The organism is Maribacter sp. MS6, assembly GCF_056839185.1.
Window position 1 is genome coordinate 766,553 of sequence record NZ_CM166389.1, and the last position, 21,038, is coordinate 787,590.

19 protein-coding genes and 1 tRNA gene are annotated in these 21,038 nt (G+C 38.5%); 12 read left to right on the forward strand and 8 right to left on the reverse strand.

Annotated elements, in window-relative coordinates; genetic code table 11:
- Positions 1-14: 14 nt before the first annotated feature.
- Positions 15-1,598 carry an aldehyde dehydrogenase (NADP(+)) gene (locus MS6x_RS03515; RefSeq protein WP_482605383.1) on the reverse strand — a complete coding sequence of 528 codons (1,584 nt, stop codon included), beginning with the start codon at positions 1,596-1,598 and terminating at the stop codon, positions 15-17.
- Between the two features lie 113 nt (positions 1,599-1,711).
- Complete coding sequence (locus MS6x_RS03520; protein ID WP_482605384.1) at positions 1,712-2,635, reverse strand: dihydrodipicolinate synthase family protein; 924 nt, start codon at positions 2,633-2,635, stop codon at positions 1,712-1,714.
- 189 nt (positions 2,636-2,824) lie between these two features.
- Here MS6x_RS03520 and MS6x_RS03525 point away from each other — a divergent pair, with 189 nt between their 5' ends.
- The 8 genes from MS6x_RS03525 to MS6x_RS03560 all read left to right on the forward strand — a co-directional run bounded on the left by MS6x_RS03525 (position 2,825) and on the right by MS6x_RS03560 (position 9,767).
- Positions 2,825-3,640 (forward strand): AraC family transcriptional regulator, encoded by an 816-nt coding sequence (locus MS6x_RS03525; RefSeq protein ID WP_482605385.1) that lies wholly within the window; start codon positions 2,825-2,827, stop codon positions 3,638-3,640.
- Positions 3,641-3,772: 132 nt separating this feature from the next.
- A tRNA-Leu gene (locus MS6x_RS03530) sits at positions 3,773-3,856 on the forward strand.
- Positions 3,857-3,970: 114 nt separating this feature from the next.
- A complete protein-coding gene (locus MS6x_RS03535; RefSeq protein ID WP_482605386.1) occupies positions 3,971-4,870 on the forward strand; it encodes a MerR family transcriptional regulator in 900 nt (299 codons plus the stop codon).
- A gap of 26 nt (positions 4,871-4,896) precedes the next feature.
- Complete coding sequence (locus MS6x_RS03540; protein WP_482605387.1) at positions 4,897-6,354, forward strand: phytoene desaturase family protein; 1,458 nt, start codon at positions 4,897-4,899, stop codon at positions 6,352-6,354.
- Positions 6,355-6,362: 8 nt separating this feature from the next.
- Positions 6,363-7,202 (forward strand): phytoene/squalene synthase family protein, encoded by an 840-nt coding sequence (locus MS6x_RS03545; RefSeq protein ID WP_482605388.1) that lies wholly within the window; start codon positions 6,363-6,365, stop codon positions 7,200-7,202.
- Positions 7,203-7,649 carry a sterol desaturase family protein gene (locus MS6x_RS03550; protein ID WP_482605389.1) on the forward strand — a complete coding sequence of 149 codons (447 nt, stop codon included), beginning with the start codon at positions 7,203-7,205 and terminating at the stop codon, positions 7,647-7,649.
- Positions 7,650-7,651: 2 nt separating this feature from the next.
- The gene (crtD, locus tag MS6x_RS03555) at positions 7,652-9,130 is read left to right on the forward strand and encodes a 1-hydroxycarotenoid 3,4-desaturase CrtD (protein ID WP_482605390.1); all 1,479 of its coding nucleotides are present in this window, start codon (positions 7,652-7,654) and stop codon (positions 9,128-9,130) included.
- Entirely contained in the window at positions 9,123-9,767 is a 645-nt protein-coding gene (locus tag MS6x_RS03560) for a carotenoid biosynthesis protein (RefSeq protein ID WP_482605391.1), read from the forward strand. The genes crtD and MS6x_RS03560 overlap by 8 nt, the downstream gene beginning before the upstream one ends.
- Here the strand turns inward: MS6x_RS03560 and MS6x_RS03565 are convergent.
- The 6 genes from MS6x_RS03565 to MS6x_RS03590 all read right to left on the reverse strand — a co-directional run bounded on the left by MS6x_RS03565 (position 9,764) and on the right by MS6x_RS03590 (position 16,837).
- Positions 9,764-10,462 (reverse strand): DUF3291 domain-containing protein, encoded by a 699-nt coding sequence (locus MS6x_RS03565; RefSeq protein WP_482605392.1) that lies wholly within the window; start codon positions 10,460-10,462, stop codon positions 9,764-9,766. The two genes, MS6x_RS03560 and MS6x_RS03565, sit on opposite strands and share 4 nt — an antisense overlap.
- 6 nt (positions 10,463-10,468) lie before the next feature.
- Positions 10,469-11,023 (reverse strand): TlpA family protein disulfide reductase, encoded by a 555-nt coding sequence (locus MS6x_RS03570; protein ID WP_482605393.1) that lies wholly within the window; start codon positions 11,021-11,023, stop codon positions 10,469-10,471.
- 77 nt (positions 11,024-11,100) lie between these two features.
- The gene (locus tag MS6x_RS03575; protein WP_482605394.1) at positions 11,101-13,374 is read right to left on the reverse strand and encodes an aconitate hydratase; all 2,274 of its coding nucleotides are present in this window, start codon (positions 13,372-13,374) and stop codon (positions 11,101-11,103) included.
- Between the two features lie 186 nt (positions 13,375-13,560).
- Positions 13,561-14,514, reverse strand: coding sequence for an AAA family ATPase (locus MS6x_RS03580; protein WP_482605395.1), 954 nt, complete (start codon positions 14,512-14,514; stop codon positions 13,561-13,563).
- A gap of 3 nt (positions 14,515-14,517) precedes the next feature.
- Complete coding sequence (locus MS6x_RS03585; protein WP_482605396.1) at positions 14,518-15,963, reverse strand: peptidylprolyl isomerase; 1,446 nt, start codon at positions 15,961-15,963, stop codon at positions 14,518-14,520.
- Positions 15,956-16,837: a peptidyl-prolyl cis-trans isomerase gene (locus tag MS6x_RS03590; protein ID WP_482605397.1), complete on the reverse strand. Its 882-nt coding sequence runs from the start codon at positions 16,835-16,837 to the stop codon at positions 15,956-15,958. Before MS6x_RS03590 ends, MS6x_RS03585 begins: the two co-directional genes overlap by 8 nt.
- 229 nt (positions 16,838-17,066) lie before the next feature.
- Between MS6x_RS03590 and MS6x_RS03595 the strand changes: the two genes are divergently transcribed.
- The 4 genes from MS6x_RS03595 (at position 17,067) to MS6x_RS03610 (ending at position 21,005) form a co-directional block, all read left to right on the forward strand.
- On the forward strand, positions 17,067-17,309 hold the full coding sequence (locus MS6x_RS03595) for a hypothetical protein (RefSeq protein ID WP_482605398.1): 243 nt from the start codon (positions 17,067-17,069) through the stop codon (positions 17,307-17,309).
- A gap of 56 nt (positions 17,310-17,365) precedes the next feature.
- A complete protein-coding gene (locus tag MS6x_RS03600) occupies positions 17,366-18,499 on the forward strand; it encodes a serine hydrolase (RefSeq protein WP_482605399.1) in 1,134 nt (377 codons plus the stop codon).
- Positions 18,500-18,520: 21 nt separating this feature from the next.
- Positions 18,521-19,264, forward strand: a complete 744-nt coding sequence (rluF, locus tag MS6x_RS03605; RefSeq protein WP_482605400.1) for a 23S rRNA pseudouridine(2604) synthase RluF — start codon at positions 18,521-18,523, stop codon at positions 19,262-19,264.
- A gap of 427 nt (positions 19,265-19,691) precedes the next feature.
- Entirely contained in the window at positions 19,692-21,005 is a 1,314-nt protein-coding gene (locus MS6x_RS03610; RefSeq protein WP_482605401.1) for a carboxypeptidase-like regulatory domain-containing protein, read from the forward strand.
- The last annotated feature ends 33 nt before the right edge of the window (positions 21,006-21,038 follow it).

A 21,038-nucleotide genomic window follows, 5' to 3' on the forward strand; every position in this document is an offset into this window, starting at 1 on the left:
TTGTTTATTTCTGTTTATATGCTCTTAATGGTATGTAAACCATCTACTATCCTAGTAATTCCTAAAGGATTTTCATCCTGCAAAGCCTTAGGTAGTGATTCTTTTGGCCAGTTCTGGAAACTTACCGGTCGTACCCAACGTCTAATGGCTCCCGTTCCTACCGATGTAAACCTACTATCAGTCGCTGCCGGAAATGGACCACCGTGCTGCATAGACGGACAAACCTCTACCCCTGTTGGTACACCGTTGAAAATAATACGTCCTACTTTTTCTTGGAGTGTATCTACAATTGTCTTGTATTTTTTTAGTTCATTTTCATTACCCAACACGGTACCGGTAAGCTGTCCTTCCAATTTAGCGATAATGGCTTCCATTTCTTTTGCATCAGAACAACGGACAATAATAGAAAAAGGGCCGAACACCTCTTGGTGTAATTTTGGGTTTTTAAGAAAATTAGCTCCGTTTACGGTCAATACGCGCTGTTGTGCCACATTAGGTGCTACTGTGGTATCATAATCGGCCACCATGTCCACGGCTGCTTGGGCAGAAAGTTCTTTCTTCCCTTTTTCATAGTTGCTATGAATATTGGGATGTAACATACAAATAGGTTCCAAAGTTGCAATTTCGGCACCTAAAGTTGAAATAAAACCATCCAGGGAAGTACTCTTCATTCCTAATATGAGTCCTGGATTCGTACAAAACTGACCAGCTCCTAACATAATAGATCCCGCATAACTTTTGGCCCATTCATCACCCTTGTCGGTCAAAGCGGAAGGTAAAATAACAATTGGGTTTACGCTACCCATCTCTGCAAAAACGGGAATAGGCTCATCGCGCTCATTGGCTAACCTGTAAAGTGCCGTTCCTCCCTTTATACTACCAGTAAAACCTACACCTTTGATCACGGGATTCATTACCAACTGTTCGCCCACTTCTATACCGCTACTATTCAGGTTGGAAAAAACACCGTTGGGCATTCCAGTCAACTCGGCTGCCTTAATGATGGCAGACGCCACAAGCTCCCCCGTACCGGCATGCATGGGATGACCTTTTACGATTACAGGACAACCAGAGGCCAAAGCACTAGCGGTATCACCGCCGGCAGTTGAAAAAGCTAATGGAAAATTACTGGCACCAAAGACTACAATAGGACCGATTGGGCATAACATTTTACGAAGATCTACTTTAGGCATGGGTTGGCGTTCCGGTTGTGCGGTATCAATACTGGCTTCTACCCAAGAACCCTCCTCCAATAAATTGGCAAAGGCGTTTAATTGCCCCATGGTCCTTCCTCGTTCCCCAACTGCCCTTCCTTCTGGAAGTCCGGATTCTTGAGTGTACACTTGAATCAATTCATCTCCCAAATTTTCTATTTCTTGCGCAATTGCACGTAAAAATCCGGCTCTTTGCTTTCCAGTAAATCCGCGATAAACTGCAAATGCTTCTTTCGCCAGGGCGGTAGCATCTTGTATTTCTTCCTCATTAGCTTCATAGAATGTCCATTGGGTAGGGAGGTTTAATTGGGGATTAAACGTTTTGAATTTTTTGTCTCCTTTTTTTGAAAGTTTCGCTCCAATATAATTAGCTCCTGAAATCATCTATGCTTCTATTTTTTTATTCTTATCAAAAATAAGAAACAACCCACAACATTTAATAGCGTAGTTATTTCTTATTTAATTCTTTTAATTATGAGTTATTCAAACGCATGATATTAAGACCAATTCAACTCTTTGTAAGCGGGCAATGTTGGTCTTTTGGCCAAACCATCACTAATCACTTTGGCAACCCTAGCCCTTTCCGCTCCTATCAATGGTAGTCTGGGCGCTCTAACATGTTCGGTTCCAATTCCTGTTGCAACCTCGGCCATTTTAATATTCTGTACCAGTTGAGGATTTATATCCAATTCCAATACTGGCAGGAACCATCTATAAATTTCCAAAGCTTCTGCTATTCTGCCAGCTTTTGACAGTTCATAGACAGCACAAGTTTCTGCAGGAAAGGCACATACCAAACCGGCCACCCAACCATCTGCACCCATAAGGATACTTTCCATTCCTAGGGTATCTACTCCAGTGAGTACTTTTAATCGATCTCCAAAACGCGCTTTGATTCTGGTAACGTTAGAAATATCTCTGGTAGATTCTTTTACCGCTTCTATATTTTTACATTCCAGCATTTCCTCGAACATATCCAAGGTAACCTCGATACCATAATCCACAGGATTGTTATAGATCATGATGGGCAAATCCGTACTATTGGCTATGGCTTTAAAATAAGTTACTGTTTCATAATCATTGGCCTTATAGCGCATAGGAGGTAAAATCATTAAACCTCTAGCGCCACATTCTTTTGCCACGCTTGCCGCTTCGATAGCTCCTGTAGTCGTTTGCTCCGCTATATTAATAATAACCGGCACGGCGCCATCTACCATGCGAACCGTTTCTACGATGAGTTGTTTTTTTTCGGCTGCGGTTAAGGTACTGGCCTCTCCCAAAGTACCGCCAAGGATAATCCCAGAAACTCCGGCATCTAATTGGGCTTTTATATTAACTTCAAACATTTTCATGTCTAAAGTATCGTCTTCGTTGAACTTGGTTGTTACTGCTGGCATAACGCCTTTCCACTCAATACTCATGTCTGCTTTTTTAAAGTTAATCAAAGATACGGTGGGTCGTAAAGGATATAATTCATCAATTTTAACCTTAAGTTATACTATATTACCTTATTTTTACTATTTGTATAGCTTAATAGGTAAATACCACACATTCTGAAAATATATCCTTTTGAAATACCAAAGCCAGTAGCAGGAGCATTAATTGTTCAAGTGGATACCGAATTGGTATTTTTTGACAAATTACATCAACATGAAGAAATTCAAATAAGCTTATTGGTAAAGGGGGAAGGAAAACTAATTATCGGAGATAGTATTCATTCCTATTCATCAGGCAATCTTTTTGTTATCGACGGAAAGATACCGCATCTATTTCAGAGTAACCTAAGCGATGAGTCCTCCCACATGATTTCCTTGTTTTTTACTAAAGAGACGTTCGGGAATGATTTTTTTTCTATTCCTCATCTGGAACAGACCCAATCTTTTTTTGACAAGCCAAACACTGGTTTTAAGGTGTCCGAAAAGAATTTAGAGGCAAGACGGATTATAAACGAACTACCTGCTGCAGATACGCTCTCAAGATTCATTCTTTTCTTAAACCTACTTAAAACTATAGGAGAAAATGAGACTACGATATTAACAGGTTTTGTGCATCCAAAGTCACTAAGTGCTAATGAAGGAAAGCGCCTTCAAGATGTACTGGACTATGTGATGAACAATTTTGAAAAGGACATTAAATTAATCACCGTTGCCAATCTTGCATTTATGACGCCCAATGCTTTTTGTAGATTTTTTAAACAGCGTACCAATAAAACCTTTTTTCAATTTTTAATAGAACTAAGGATAGAACATGCAAGTCAGCTACTTTCCTCAAAAAAAGACTTGAATATTATGCAAATTGCAGAAGCATCTGGATTTGGGTCTATTTCAAATTTTAACCGAAAATTCAAACAACTTAAAAAGATTACACCTTCTACTTACCTACGAATGCAGGAGAAGAGGCATCAACGCACGGACCTTTTGTCTTAGGTCCTAGTCTAAATATATTTAGATTCCGAGTAGCTGTTTTTACTTTTGAAATATTTCAAAATATATTCCAAAAAAATTACTTTGAATTCATGGATAGCTTTATATCTTTACCAACTGTTATTTTAGCGACTGGCCCACGTGGTGAAATTGGTAGACACGCTACCTTGAGGGGGTAGTGTTCGCAAGGACGTGCTAGTTCGAATCTAGTCGTGGGCACAAAAGCCGAGTAAACTGCTCGGCTTTTTTTGTGTTTTGTTTAAACTTTAACGTGTCGTTTTGAACGTAGTATTCTTTATAGTTGTAAATTTGTTTAACCATTCCTGATAAAAAATGAACAACGTAAAGAAAAATTTCAGTATTCGTGATTTAGAAAACCTTTCTGGAATTAAAGCGCATACCATTAGAATTTGGGAAAAAAGATACAATCTATTATCTCCCGAGCGCACAGACACCAATATACGCACCTACAATTTAGCGAGTCTCCAAAAGCTTTTAAATATTACGCTACTTTATCATAACGGACATAAAATTTCAAAAATAGCCAAGATTCCGGAACGAGACATTCCGATAGTAGTTCGCGAGATAGTATCCAAGAATAGCCCTAAAAATCATGCCATGAACGCCTTTAAGTTGGCTATGATGAATTTTGACCAAACCATATTCTTTAATACATACAATAGTTTAATTAACGAAAAATCATTCAGAGAGGTTTTCAAAGAAACCTTTATACCCTTGCTGAACGAATTAGGTCTTTTATGGCAAACCGATACTATTAGTCCTGCCCACGAACACTTTATCACCAGTTTGATAAAACAAAAAATTCTAATCAATACAGAGAAATTACAACATTTAAAACCTACTAAGACCGATAAGGTGTTTGTAGCTTTTTTACCTGAAAATGAGATACACGAAATAGGCTTACTCTATCTTAACTACGAAATAATTCTTAGGGGATATAAAAGTATTTATTTAGGGCAGACTATACCTATGGAAAATTTAATGGATTTGATGAAGTATTTTGATAACATATACTTTCTTTCTTATTTTACCGTGGTGCCGGAAAAAGACCGCATTGGCAAGTATATAGAGGAATTTAAAGACTTGGTCAGCGAATATAACAATCCTAACCTTTGGATCCTTGGAAGACAAGTACAGCATTTGGATGAATCCAAGCTTCCCAATTTTGTAAAAACGTTCCATTCTATAGACCAAGTTGTTAGTCGTTTGTAATCAATAAATCCTGCTTTTTACATTTTATGGGTATAAAAATTAACATTATAGGTTCGGGTTTCTCGTCGCTATCGGCCGCATGTTATCTTGCAAAAGAAGGGAACAAGGTTTCCATTTACGAGAAAAACGAGGCCGTAGGAGGTAGAGCTTCAAAATTTACAAAGGAAGGTTTTACTTTTGACATGGGACCAAGTTGGTATTGGATGCCAGACATCTTTGATAAGTTCTTTGCAGATTTTGGGAGAAAAACAGCTGAATTTTACACGCTGGACAAACTTAGTCCGGCCTATAAAATTTTCTTTTCAGATGATGTTATTACCATTGGTGACAGCATGGATAAAATATGTGCCGAATTTGAAAGAATCGAAAAAGGCAGCTCTGTAGAGCTACGCAAATTTATTGCAAGTGCACAGGAAAATTATGATATTGCCATCAACAAAGTGGTTCTAAGGCCAGGTCTATCTCCTTTAGAACTGGTTACAAAAGAAACGGTACTCAGGGTAGACCAGTTTTTTAAAACTATCAGCTCTCAAGTTCGTAAAAAGTTTAAAAATCCGAAGTTAATTTCCACTTTGGAATTTCCGGTTTTGTTTTTAGGGGCAAAACCTAATAAAACCCCTTCGTTTTATAATTTTATGAATTTTGCCGATTTTGGCTTAGGTACATGGCATCCCAGAGGAGGTATGTATGAAATCATAAAAGGTATGGAGGCGCTAGCCAAAGATTTGGGCGTTCATATCCACACCAGTAAACCGATAGATAAAATTCTTGTTGAAAAAGGCAAAGCCATTGGTATCGTAAGTGACGGAAAAGAAATACTATCCGATGTAGTTTTAAGTGGTGCGGACTACCATCACTCGGAGACTTTATTGGATGAAGAGCATAGACAATATTCCGAAGGTTATTGGGACAAAAAAACCTTTGCACCTTCCTCATTGTTATTTTATATCGGGTTTGATAAACGGATTAAAAACGTGGAGCACCACAACCTCTTTTTCGATACCGATTTTGAACTGCACGCAGAAGAAATATATGATGACGCAAAATGGCCTACAGACCCCTTGTTTTATGCCAATTTTCCTTCCATTACGGACAGTACGATGGCACCGGAAAACTGTGAAGCAGGATTTTTCTTAGTTCCCATTGCTCCCAATCTGGAGGATACCGAGGCTTTAAGAACGCAATATTTAGACATTATTTTAAATAGATTTGAATCAAAAACAGGACAAAGCGTTAGAAATAATATTATATTTAAGGAGTCCTTCTGTGTAAATGATTTTATTGATAGATACAACTCCTATAAGGGAAACGCGTACGGAATGGCAAACACATTAACCCAAACAGCCTTCCTGAGACCAAATTTGAAAAGCAAAAAAGTGAAAAATCTTTTTTTTACCGGTCAACTTACCGTTCCCGGTCCGGGAGTTCCACCTGCCTTGATTTCAGGAAAATTGGTTTCAGAATTAATTACTAAATCTAATTAGTCTAGAGTATGAAAGCTACGTTTGATACGGTATCATACCAATGCAGCAAACTTGTAACAGAGAAGTACAGTACTTCTTTTGCGTTGGCTACAAAAATGCTGTCCCCTTCCATACGAGAGGACATCTATAACATCTACGGGTTTGTCCGATTTGCAGACGAAATTGTAGACACCTTCCACAACTATGACAAGGAACGACTTTTTAATAAATTTGAGCAAGAGCTAGAAGCTTCCATAGCGGATAAGATAAGTTTAAACCCAATATTAAATTCCTTTCAGCATACATTTCATAGGTACACGATTCCAATGCATTTGGTTGCCTCTTTTATGAAAAGTATGCGAATGGACCTTACTAAAAACATCTACAAAACGGAACAGGAATATAAAGATTATATCTACGGTTCGGCAGATGTAGTTGGCCTCATGTGCCTAAAGATCTTCGTAAAAGGGGATAACGAAGCGTATGAACGCTTAAAGGATTCTGCGATGGCCTTGGGTTCCGCTTTTCAAAAAGTAAATTTTCTTAGGGATGTAAAAGCAGATTTTGAGGATTTAAATCGTTCCTATTTCCCAAATACAAATCTTACGGAGCTAGACGAGGAGTCCAAAAAGCGAATCGTAGATGAAATAAAGGCTGACTTCCAGTTAGGATATGAAGGTATTATGGCCTTACCTGCTGAAGCCAAATTTGGCGTATATACCGCTTACAAATATTATTACAAACTTTTGCAAAAACTACAAAACACTCCTTCGTTGGATATTAAAAACACCCGGATTAGGGTACCAAATTATCAAAAATTTGGGCTACTCGCTAGGTCTTATGTAAAATATAAAATGAAACTTGTTTAAATGAAAATAGCACTTTGGATTTTAATATTCTTCGGAACTTTTTCCTTTATGGAGTTTATGGCATGGTTCACCCATAAGTACATTATGCACGGATTCTTATGGTTTTTGCATAAAGACCATCATCATAAAGACCACGACTCATGGTTCGAGCGAAACGATGCTTTCTTTATCTTTTACGCAATTATAAGTATGTCACTATTTTATGTAGGGGGTAACATAACCTGGCATGGCTATCCGCTTGGGTTTGGTATACTAGCTTACGGAATCGCCTATTTTTTGGTACATGATATTTTTATACACCAACGGTTCAAAATCTTCCGAAATGCCAACAACTGGTATGCAAAAGGTGTTAGACGTGCACATAAAATGCACCACAAACATTTAGGAAAAAGTGATGGCCAATGTTTTGGGATGCTCTTTGTTCCGTTTAAGTATTTCAAAAAATAACTATGCCCAAAGCCTTAGTAATCGGAGCTGGCATTGGAGGCCTTGCATCGGCATTACGTTTATGCAAAAAAGGCTACGAGGTTACCGTTGTGGAGGCTAATGGCTACGCAGGAGGTAAATTACATGCCATTGTACAGGATGGTTACCGGTTTGATTTAGGTCCGTCTCTATTTACCATGCCCCATTTTGTAGACGAACTTTTTGAACTTTTCAATAAAAGGCCTACGGACTACTTTAACTACCACCGAAAAAAAACGATTTGTAATTATTTTTGGGAAGATGGCCATGAATTTAGTGCTAACGCCGATATTGATACATTCACCAGACTGGCCGCTACAAGTTTTTCGGAACCGAGGGAACATATTGCAAACTTTATCGATGCCAACAAAAAAAAATATGAGTTAACCGCTTCCCTCTTTCTAGAAAAATCGTTGCACAAATTAGGCACCTACCTATCCAGACAAACAATAACCTCTATTCTTAATATTGCCAGTTTGGATATCAATAGCTCCCTGGATAGCACTAATCAATCGTATTTTAAAAATCCAAAACTGGTACAACTGTTCAACAGATATGCTACCTATAATGGCTCCTCTCCATACAAAACACCTGGTATTATGTCTATGATACCACACTTAGAGATGCATTACGGTACATTTTTCCCACAAGGCGGCATGCATCAAATTAGCCAAAGCCTGTATCAACTTGCGGTAGATGTAGGTGTTGATTTTAAATTTAATGAACCAATAACGAGAATCAACCTAAAAAATAAAAAGGCCATTGGAGCTACATCATCCAAAATGGAATATCCTGCAGATGTGGTGGTTTCCAACATGGATGTCTATCCTACCTATAAAAAATTACTAAAAAATCAGCCAGAACCGACCAAAACACTAAAACAGGAACGTTCTAGTTCCGCGTTAATCTTTTACTGGGGCATAAACAAGGAGTTTGCAAACCTAGACTTGCACAATATACTATTTAGCGATTCTTACACCGCCGAATTTGAACATATTTTTAAACAACGTACCCTGTATAAAGACCCCACCATATACATCAATATTACATCAAAAGAACGCCCCGAAGATGCACCAAAAGGACACGAAAACTGGTTTGTGATGCTAAATGCACCCGGTAACTATGGTCAAGACTGGGAGACCTTAAAGGCAGCAGCAAGAAATAGTATTATTTCTAAAATCAATAATGTCTTAAAAACAGACATAGAAAAATACATCACTACAGAGCATGTTCTAGATCCTAAAGGTATTGAGAATGCAACAAGTTCTTATCGAGGCGCTTTGTACGGAGCAGCAAGCAATAACAAATTTGCTGCTTTTTTAAGGCATCCTAATTTCTCAAGACGCATCAAAAATCTCTATTTCTGCGGGGGTTCGGTACATCCAGGTGGTGGGATTCCGCTGTGCTTACTTTCAGCTAAAATTGTGGAAGATTTGGTACCTAATATCAAAAAACATGCTTAGGCTGCTACAAAGACATAAGCTAAACTTGGCTATTGGTACCATATGGCTTTTTCATATTTCTGCAATGCTAGGAATTGCCATCGGTTACGTAGATTGGTTCGTAGAAAAAACACCTTTGAACCTTAGCCTTTCGCTTTTGCTATTTTTGGTGTTTTTTCCTATTGATACAACAAAGAAAATTATATGCTTCGTTATATTTTTTGCAGGAGGTATTTTTGCAGAATGGCTTGGGGTGGAACATCAAATTTTATTTGGCGACTATGCGTACGGCAACAACTTTGGCCCCAAACTGGATGGTGTACCTTATTTAATAGGCGCATATTGGGCCATTCTTACCTTTGTAACGGCTAGCATTCTAGATTATACAAAGTGGCATACTACCGTTAAAATTCTTGTAGCAACATTTCTAATGGTTGTGTTAGATTTTTTAATGGAACACACCGCACCTATTTTTGATTATTGGACTTTTGCCGGCGGCCTTCCAACTATGGAGAATTACGTAACTTGGTTCGCTTTGGGAATGGTATTTCAACTCACGATAAAGCTTTTTAAAATAACAGGGAACAAAAAGCTATCCGCACATATCTACATGGCCCAGTTCGTGTTCTTCCTATTGTTTTATTTTTTATTTCCCTAAAAAGGTAATTCAGGCACACCCTTCCAATTCCCCTTTGATTTATAGGGTTCAAATCTGGAAAATAATTCCTCGCTATACCAATCTAAGGTTTTTGTTTTCTTAATGGCATGGGTATGCGCTCTACTTTTGTAGGCAAAATCCATTAGGGATTCCTTATCTTTCCATAAGCTAAACGTTGCCATTTGCAAAAATGGAACTTCACCGATTCCCTTTGTGAATAACAAGCCTTTATTTTCCTTTAAGGGAGCTTGTGATGCAGGAACACTCTTCCAAAACGTACGCAGCATCTTAGGCTTTATAGTTGCCCTGGTTATTACGGCTATGTAAGGATTGTTTTCATTGATAACAGTACTGCGCACGAATGGATTTAGACCCGCCCAAGTTCCCTTTGCCTTAATGCTTCTTAAAAACAAGGTCCATCGCTGTACTGTTTTGTCTACATAGCGTTTATACAAGGGTGACGTATCAAAAAAAACATCGGCAGCTTCTTCGCTTTCCCATACTTGCAGTAGTGCATAAACAGACCAATCAGCAAAAGGGTCAAAACCATCCTTACCGCTTCCCATAAGTTTATAATGCAGCAAGCCCTTTTCTTTGGCTAAATGCTTATGCGCAAATTGCATCATACCAAAGGCCCAGATCTTAGTTGCAAAAGAACCGTATCTAAAAAAAGTAAGGGTCGTTACTTGATTCATTTCACATTATTCCGAAATAAGTTCAACAAGCAGATTGTCCACCTTTTCGTTACGCCAATCCGCAATGGCATTTTGATGAACTGCAATGCTACCATTTTTATCGATAATATAAGATCCCGGTGGTTTTAATAAAGCAATAGGACTGGGATCACCTACAATTTGGTACGTTACCGGAAATGTGTACCCGTTCTTTTGCATAAAAAGCTCTACGGGCGCGCGTTCCTCATTGGTAATAATATAAAAATCAACTTTGCCCTTATACCTATCGTAGAGTGCCTGCACATCTTTTAGTTGGGCTTTTGAGGGCAGATGCCATGAAGCCCAAAATGTAATAAAAACAACCTTACCCTTTGATTTCTCAAAATTGATAAAGTCCCACTCGGCATTTTTAAGACGCCAATCGTAACTACTTACTTCTCCTCTATTATCGATTGTAATAACGGTAGGTGCAGTTGCGAACCACCGATTTAATAATAACTTACTAAAATCGCCTAACGGTGTTATGAAAAAGGACAAAACAATTGCAATTACCAATAATGTATAAAACGTTTGTCTTTTCATTTTAAGTCAGTGAAAGTCAAAACTAAAAAACTCCCGAGGATAATCGGGAGTTCTGAGAAACTATTTCATTTTAATTGCTACGATGCATTTTCCCTTTTGATTACGTTTAGTGCAGATCCCTCTCTAAACCATCTTATTTGTGCATCGTTATACGTATGGTTTGCTTTGATTGTGTCTTTTGAACCATCAGAATGAACCACCTCAATCGTCAACGGCCTGTCCGGTGCAAAATCAGCAATATCAACAAAATTGAAGGTGTCGTCTTCCATAATTAAGTCATAGTCACTTTCATTGGCAAACGTAAGACCTAACATTCCCTGCTTTTTAAGGTTGGTCTCATGAATACGGGCAAAAGACTTTACGAGTACCGCTGCAACTCCTAAATGTCTGGGTTGCATTGCTGCGTGCTCTCTGGAAGAACCTTCGCCGTAGTTATGGTCACCTACCACCATAGTCTTAATCCCTGCAGCCTTGTAGCTTCGCTGTGCATCTGGAACCCCTTCGAACTCACCTGTTAATTGGTTTTTTACAAAGTTGGTCTTCTTATTGAAGGCATTTACTGCACCGATGAGCGTATTATTTGCAATATTATCCAAATGACCTCTAAACCTTAGCCATGGTCCTGCCATCGAAATATGATCCGTGGTACATTTACCAAAAGCCTTTATCAACAACTTTACACCTTGCAACTCTTCATTTTTTATTGGCACAAATGGCTCCAATAATTGCAGTCTTTCCGAGTCCTCGGCAACTACAACCTGAACGCCCGAACCATCTGCTTCGGGTGCAAGGAAACCTGCGTCCTCCACTTCGAAACCTTTTGGGGGCAGTTCCCAACCTGTTGGCTCATCAAAACGTACCTCTTGTCCGTTTTCATTAATCAACGAATCCGTTAATGGATTAAAGTCCAAACGGCCCGCTATTGCAATAGCGGCAGTTATCTCAGGTGACGCTACAAATGCATGGGTATTGGGGTTACCATCTGCACGCTTTGCAAAGTTTCTATTAAATGAATGCACAATACTGTTCTTTGGTGCGTTCTTAGGGTCGCTATACCTAGCCCATTGCCCTATACAAGGACCACAAGCATTGGTAAATATTTTAGCATCCAATTTTTCAAATACATTTAATATACCGTCTCTTTCTGCGGTAAAACGTACTTGCTCTGAACCGGGATTGATACCTAATTCCGATTTCATTTTCAAACCTTTGTCCAGTGCCTGTTGCGCTATGGAAGAAGCCCTTGACAAATCTTCATAAGATGAGTTGGTACAAGAACCGATCAAACCCCATTCTACTTGTATAGGCCATTCATTTTTAGTGGCTTTTTCTGTCATATCACTACCCACAGGTGTAGATAAATCGGGTGTGAAAGGTCCGTTTAACAACGGCCCTAATTTAGAGAGGTCAATATCTATGACCTGGTCAAAATAATTTTCCGGATCTGCGTACACTGCCGCATCTGCCGTAAGGTGTTCTTTGACGGCATTTGCAGCATCGGCAACATCTGCTCTATCAGTAGCTCTAAGATAGCGCTCCATAGACTCGTCATAACCAAATGTAGACGTAGTTGCCCCTATCTCGGCACCCATGTTACAAATAGTTCCTTTACCTGTACAAGACAATGCTACTGCACCAGGTCCAAAATATTCTACGATAGCTCCCGTACCACCTTTAACCGTAAGTATCTCGGCTACTTTTAAAATAACATCTTTTGGAGCTGTCCAACCAGATATATTCCCGGTTAATCTAACACCAATTAATTTGGGGAATTTTAACTCCCATGCCATCCCGGCCATTACATCAACAGCATCGGCACCGCCAACACCAATGGCCACCATTCCCAAACCTCCGGCATTTACCGTGTGGGAATCGGTACCAATCATCATCCCTCCTGGAAAGGCGTAATTTTCTAAAACCACTTGATGTATGATTCCAGCTCCTGGTTTCCAAAAACCAAGCCCATATTTGTTGGAAACGGATTCTAAAAAATCAAAAACTTCTGAACTAGCGGTATTGGCAAATTTCAAATCCGCCTCTGCACCATTTTTGGCCTGTATCAAGTGATCACAATGTGTCGTGGTAGGCACTGCTACTTTTTTCTTTCCGGCTTGCATAAATTGCAAAAGTGCCATTTGCGCGGTTGCATCCTGTAATGCAATACGATCTGGAGCAAAATCTACGTAATCCTTACCTCTTGTAAAAGCCTTAGTAGGAGTACCGTCCCACAAGTGGGAGTATAATATTTTCTCAGAAAGGGTAAGTGGTTTCCCGACAATTTCGCGAGCTTTGTTAACTCGGTCCGCCATAGTGGCGTACACCCCTTTAATCATATCGATATCGAATGCCATTCTTTATTTATTTTAAGGTTAAATCAATTTAGTAAATTTAAGGAAATAAGCGTCGTTATTAAAACTTTAAACGCAGCTTTCGGTGTTTTTAGATAATTGAAGGATTTTTAAGAGAGCAGTAAACTAAAACGTTAAATTAAGTACCTGCTTTTTAACAAGAAGGTAATAAAACAGAAAAAAACTAGACTACAATAGTCTATCAATAATATCTTCCTCAGAAATCCCCTCGGCTTCGGCCTTATAATTTTTGATAATTCGATGTTTTAGAATACCTTTTACAACGGCTTTAACATCTTCTATATCCGGTGAATATTTGCCATGAATTGCAGCATTTGCCTTTGCACCTAAAATTAAGTTTTGTGATGCTCTTGGTCCGGCTCCCCAGTCTAAGTATTGTTTCACATAATCCGACGAGGTAGGTAAATTAGGTCTCGTGCTATTTACTAATTTTACGGCATATTCTACCACGTTGTCCGGAACCGGTATGCGCCTTACCAACTCCTGTACTTCTATTATTTCGTTGGCGGTAAATTGTGGCCGAATGGTATTAGTATTGGTTGACGTTGTGTTTTTCACTACTTGGATCTCTTCCTCTATCGTAGGGTACTGAAGTTCTATAGCAAACATAAAACGGTCCAGTTGCGCTTCTGGCAAAGGATATGTACCTTCTTGCTCAATTGGATTCTGAGTGGCGAGAACAAAATAGGGCAACGCCAATTTATGCTGCTGACCTGCAATGGTTACTGCCCGCTCTTGCATAGCCTCCAAAAGTGCTGCTTGGGTCTTTGGCGGTGTTCTATTGATTTCATCCGCAAGAATGATATTCGAAAAAATAGGGCCTTTTATAAATTTAAAGCTCCTATTTTGATCTAACACTTCACTACCCAAAATATCGCTGGGCATTAAATCTGGCGTAAATTGTATTCTTTTGAAATCTAGGCCAAGTGCTTGTGCAATCGTATTTACCATTAAGGTTTTTGCCAACCCTGGAACACCGATTAACAAGGAATGGCCGCCGGTGTATATAGACAATAGTATTTGGTCTATAACCGCGTGCTGTCCAACAATAGCTTTTGCTATTTCTTTTTTAAGTCCTAAATGTTTTTCTACTAGATTTTGAATAGCAGCAACGTCCGACATATATTAATCTTTTACCCAGTTATTAGCAAAATCACAGTCCCTATTTGCATCATTTACGCTTACATAGGTATCCGCAATATGTTCTGCCATCCATTCCTTAATTGCGGTAAACTGTTTCTGGGTCAATGCTAATTGCTGAATTTTAAGGTAGTCCTGTGCAAAATCTGCCTTATGCTCCTCATACCTATTGGTTACTTTCAATATTTTATATTTAGGCGGACCACCTCTAGGATCCTGCTCCAAAACGGGATAAGATATCTCATTATCTTTTAAGTTACGGACTTGATTGTACAACGCAGGATCCATTTTTGTAAGCTCAAAGCGAGATCCAAAATCCTGAGGGTTGCGCAATATACCCCCATCAAATTTCGTTTCCTTCTCATCAGAAAAATTCAAAGCTGCCTCGGCGAATGTAAATTCTTCGTTGATAATTTTTTGCCTAATACTATCAAGTTCCGCTTTTGCCTCAGCTGCTTCTTCTTCCGAGATTTCAGGTTGAAGCAAAATATGACGTATATCCCGTTCTTGCCCACGAATCTTTTCAACAAAAATAATATGGTATCCCGACGGGGTTTTAAAAGGTTCGGAAACTTCACCCTCCCTTAGACTAAAGGCAACATCCTTGAAACCTTTATGAAATCCCGTGTTTTTAGTAATACTATAAAAACCACCTTGCGATTTTGATCCTGGATCTTGGGAATACAAAATAGCCTTTACACTAAAGCTGGCATCATTATCCTCTATATCCGCTTTTATCTGATTAAGCTTGTCAATTACTTTCTGGTTTTCCTCATCAGAAGGTTCAGGAGATTTTACTATCTGTGCAATTTCCAACTCTGCTCCAAGCATAGGACGCTCATCTGCAGGAATATTGTTATAGAACTGACGCACTTCTTCGGGAGTAATTTCAATATCCTTGATAATTTCCTGCTGCATCTTCTCCGACAACATTCTTAGCTTGTTTATTTTGTACAACTCCTCCCTAAAACTCTGCTCGTCCTGTTTCTTATAGTATTTCAAAACCTTGTCCATAGATCCGATTTGTTGAACCAAGGACTGTAACTGTGATTCGCCTTGCGCGTTTACCATATCATCGGATACCAAAATACTATCCTGTACGGCTTGGTGGGCATACAAACGGTCTTCCATTAATTTTCCTAAAAGTCCGCAATGGGTAATATCATCGGTATCCGCACCTTGGCTCTTTAAATCGATCATTGTTTTCGCAATATCAGAATCCAAAATCACATAATCCCCAACCACCGCAGAAATTCCGTCTAACTTTATTCGTTTAAAGTTATTGGTAGAATCATTTTTCTTGGAAATATCCGCTTCTGCTATAACTTCTTCTGGTTCCACTTGATTATCCGGCACATTGGGAACCGTATGCTGTCCAAAGGCCATGACGGAACATATGGCCAATACTGTTGTTAAAACCGTCTTACTCATCCTTGTAATACACTTCAAATTCTTTATCCTTAATTGCTTCATCTATGATTTCTGTTTCAAGTTTACGCAGGTAGTCTATTTTTCTGCGATTCAATAATACTTGTTTTATGGAAGGCGCTATAAAAGATAATGGCGCTATGTCGTTTAAATCTTTAACTTCTTCAATCTTTCCCAAATATACCCCGATTGAATCCTCCAATTCAAAAAATTGTGATTTTTTTAAGTACCTATCCTGGTTTTCAAAGTTAATTGGTGGTATTTCGACAAGGACTCTAGAAGCACGTACCCAAATAGAATCATTGAAATGCAACTTTTTGAACTGCACTCCTATCGAGTCCAAATAGGAAACATCTTCTTTCTTAAAACTTTTTAGCCGTTGTCCAACTTCTTCCTTATTTAAAAAATTTTTTGGCAGGGAGACAAAGCGCATTCTTACTATTCGCTCCTTAAGCTTAAAATTTTCCTTCTCCTCTTCGTAGAATTGCACTAACTGTTCTTCCGAAACTAAGGAATCGGAACCCTGTGAGACAAGTGCCTCCTTATAGGCCCTTGTGTACAAATCGGTCCTGTAGTCTGCCACTAGGGCATCGAATTTTCTTAATTCGCTTTCTTGAAGGTTTATTTTAGCCTTGCTCAACAATAGCTGTTTAGAAGCCCAGTTGGTGATATAATTGTTTACAAAAGATACACTATCGGATTCGGACATTCCATCTGTAATATAAATGGCAATGTCATCTGCATATAAATAATTCTCTCCTACCCTTGCCAAAGGTTCCTTGTCTTCATTCTTCTTAAAATAAGAACCACAAGATTCTGACAAAAAGCCTAGCAGAATAAAAGTAACGGTAAAAAGAGTGAATGGTCTTTTTTTCAAGGTTTTAAAAATAAACATCGAACAAAAATAGTAATTACAAAATCCCTCGCAAACCTTGTCCGTTTTACTTAACACAAATTTAGGCCTAAGAAACTTACACAAACGCACTTATTTGGTATGACCCAACACAAAGCGATACCAAGTTAGGTACTGGACCCTTAATTCGTATAGCTTTTTGTCCGTTAGATTTGCAACGAAAAGCTTAATTTTGAAATCAAAATAGAATATTTTGGACAGACAATTGAAACTCATCTGGGATTTTAAGGGCCCGGTTGCCTTAAAAACGGCAGAACATCACGAAAAACACCTAAAAGAATACATAAACTTAGAGAAACTGGACGTTAATATTACTGGGCATGGAGCCTTAAACGAGATGCATAGTATAGCGTATATGGTGGTAAACGAGCTAGATATGATTCCAGTAAGGGATGCGTTGAAGCCCCATAGAGGCGAGGTGTACGCCAATGACTAAAATGTACTATTAGGCTCTTTTTACCCTTTAAAATTTGTAGATTATAAAAGTGGAAGATGAAAACAAACCTTGTATTACTTATTCTAACGATAACGTTTTTGAGCTCTTGCTCCAAACAAAACAGCAGCTCTATACTAACTCGGGCATTGGCATCTGAGAATGCAGATATAAGACGGGTAATGGATAATGCAGAGCCTTTCGAGATACAAATTAGATATACCCAAATAGATAGAAGAAATGACAGTGTGTTGTTTACAGACTATGATTTTCAGGTGGATAATGATCACTACTTTTACCCAGCGAGCACGGTTAAATTCCCGGTAGCAGTTCTGGCGCTGGAACGTTTGAACCAAACAGACAGCCTTGACCGCCATACCAAGTATTATATAGAAGGTGATTCCATAGAATCTACCATTTCCCAAGATGTTTCCCAAATTTTTGCGGTCAGCGACAATCTTGCCAATAACCGTATGGTAGAGTTGCTTGGACAAGATGCCATTAATAAAGGTTTACGGGACAAAGGGATACGACCCGTTCGTATCGCTCATCGATTGGGTTACCATTCCGATGATTTAAATACAAAACCTTTAATCATCTATTTGAACGATAGTACTACAGGAATTTCAAAGGCGACTTTTAATACCGCGCCAGAGCCTCTTGAGCTGGGAAGGATAAAAAAAGGCGTTGGGTATTACGAGGAGGACGTCCTGATAAAAGAAGCTTTTGATTTTAGTCTAAAGAACTACTATCCTATTGCCGCCCAGCACGGAATGTTGAAGCGAGTCATATTTCCAAATACGTTTGCTCCCCATGAACGGTTTGACCTATCTGCCGAACAACATGACTTTTTATTAACGTCAATGAAAACGCTACCAAGAAATGCAGGATACGATGCCAATGACTATTACGATGGTTACTGTAAGTTCTTTTTATACGGAGACACTAAAGAGAAAATCCCAGAGCACATAGAGATTTACAACAAGGTAGGTTTTGCGTATGGTACGTTAACGGATTGTGCGTATATCGTAGATAAAAAGAATGATGTGGATTTTTTGTTGACAGCAACGATATTGGTAAACAAAAACGGAATTTTTAACGATAACGTTTACGAATACGATGACATTGGAATTCCATTTTTAGCAGCCTTAGGAAGGGAAATACACGCTTTAGAAATAACACGAAAAAAGTAACATCCTATCTGTAACAAAGCTATGGCAGACATCGTAAAACAGACAAGAATAAACAAATACTTAAGTGAAGTAGGCTATTGTTCCAGAAGAGCGGCAGACAAGCTGATCGATCAAGGAAGAGTGACCATTAATGGCCAAGTTCCCGAAATGGGAACTAAGGTAGTCGATGGTGACGACATTCGAGTTGACGGGGAAGCCGTTTCAACTCCAACAGAAAAACATGTGTACCTAGCATTTAACAAACCTATTGGTATTGTGTGCACCACGGATCGTAGCGTGGAAAAAGACAATATCATCGATTTTATAAATTATCCCAAACGTATTTTCCCTATCGGTAGATTGGACAAACCCAGTGAAGGACTAATTTTTCTAACCAACGACGGAGATATAGTTAACAAGATATTAAGGGCAAGAAACAATCATGAAAAAGAATATTTAGTCACCGTTGACAAGCCCATACAATCCGATTTTTTAAAGAAAATGAGAAATGGGGTACCAATATTGGACACCATAACCAGAAACTGTGAAGTAAGTCAAGTTAGTACCTACCAATTTAGAATAATACTAACGCAGGGTTTAAACCGACAAATAAGACGCATGTGCGAACACTTGGGTTATCGGGTTAAAAAGTTAAAGCGAATTAGAATTATGAACGTAAGCCTAGATTTACCCGTAGGTAAGTGGAGAGATTTAACATCGGAGGAACTAACCCAAATTAAAAGACTGGTAGACAACTCCTCCAAGACGAACGAGCCAGAGAGCTAGTGGGAGCATATAGCTATTTTTCAAAACTTACAAGACGATAATACTTCCAAGCCGTGAAAACCATGAGCAAGAAAATACAGCTCGTAACCGGTATGCAAGTCTAAAGCCGAAACACCTTGGTCAACCAGCGCATGTAAACCGACTTTTAGCTTGATCTACGCATCTAGAGTACCAGACTTTTGGCAAGCGCAGGTATCAATAAAAAATAAGTATACCCCTGCAAAGGAAAACTCGAATTAGCTTCACCTCAGATACCAAATTCAAGTATTATTTCACAAAAAAATTTATACTATAAATACAAGGATTTTGTTTCTCACAACGCCTGAAATTAACACTATTTAAACATAATTTATGATAAGAAACCAAAGCAGAGCGCTTTAAATCATTATCTTAGATAACAAAACGTTGCACATAATTACATAGTCACATGAAACAGAATCGAAAAGAATACCAAAAAAAATCCATCCTATACCCGATAGTTTTGGCACTAATGCTTGTGGTGGTCTCAAATACCACTTTACTAGGACAAGATGCAGGCTTCCAGGAATATTCAGGAGAAATATTGGATAGCGATACCAAAAAACCTTTAGTATTTGCAACCCTTACGATAGAAGGTTCAAATATAAGTACGATTACAAATACGGATGGGGAGTTTTCACTAAAAATCCCAAATGGCAGTACTGGAAAAAATGTTGTTATCTCCTTCCTTGGCTATAAGACAATTTCACTTCCCATTGTTGGGCTAACACAGGTGGATAATGAGATTTTCATGACAGAGTCTGTCGTAAAACTGAGTGAGGTCAACTTAAGTGTTCCCAAAGACGCAGAAGCGTTGGTTAGAGAGACCTTAGGAAAAAAAGGGGAAAACTATCTTAACGATCCAACAGTAATGACGGCGTTTTATAGGGAAACAATTAAAAAAAGAAACAAAAACGTGAGTCTGTCCGAAGCGGTCGTAAACATCTATAAAGCGCCTTACAACTCGTATAAACGAGATGAACTACAGCTATTTAAAGCAAGAAAAAGTACAGATTATAATAAACTTGACACAGTAGCGCTAAAACTTCAAGGAGGCCCTTTTAACACATTATTTGTAGATATGGTCAAATATCCCAAATATATCTTTACCAATGAATCTATAGATTATTACGATTTTGCTTTTGATAGCTCAACACGGGTAAATGACAAATTAATCTACATCATAAATTTCAAGCAAAAAGAGACTATTTTAGATCCCTATTATACCGGAAAGCTATATATAGATGCTGAAAATAAAATTCTCACCAGTGCTATATATTCCTTAAATATTACCAACAAAAGTTTGGCTTCTCAAATGTTCGTAAGGAAAAAACCCCGGAATGCCGAGGTATGGCCCACAGAAGTGGCCTATCGCGTAGATTACAGAGAAAAAGACGGAAAATGGTACTACGGGTATAGTAATGTGCTACTGGAATTCAAAATAGATTGGGATAAAAAATTATTCAATTCGGTATATTCCATGAGTTGTGAAATGGCAATAACAGACTGGGAATTAAATCCTACCAATGCTCAACTTAGTTCAAAAGAAAAAATTAAGTCTTCCGTAATATTAAGCGATGAAGCTATTGGTTTTGCGGACCCAGATTTTTGGGGAGAGTACAATATTATAGAACCAGAAAAATCCATAGAATCTGCCATAAAAAAAATACAGAGACAGTTACGTAGATCAAAATCAACGGATGGCGGCACTAGAGCAAGGTAGTTGTTAATTCAACCTATTATTAATATTAAAATG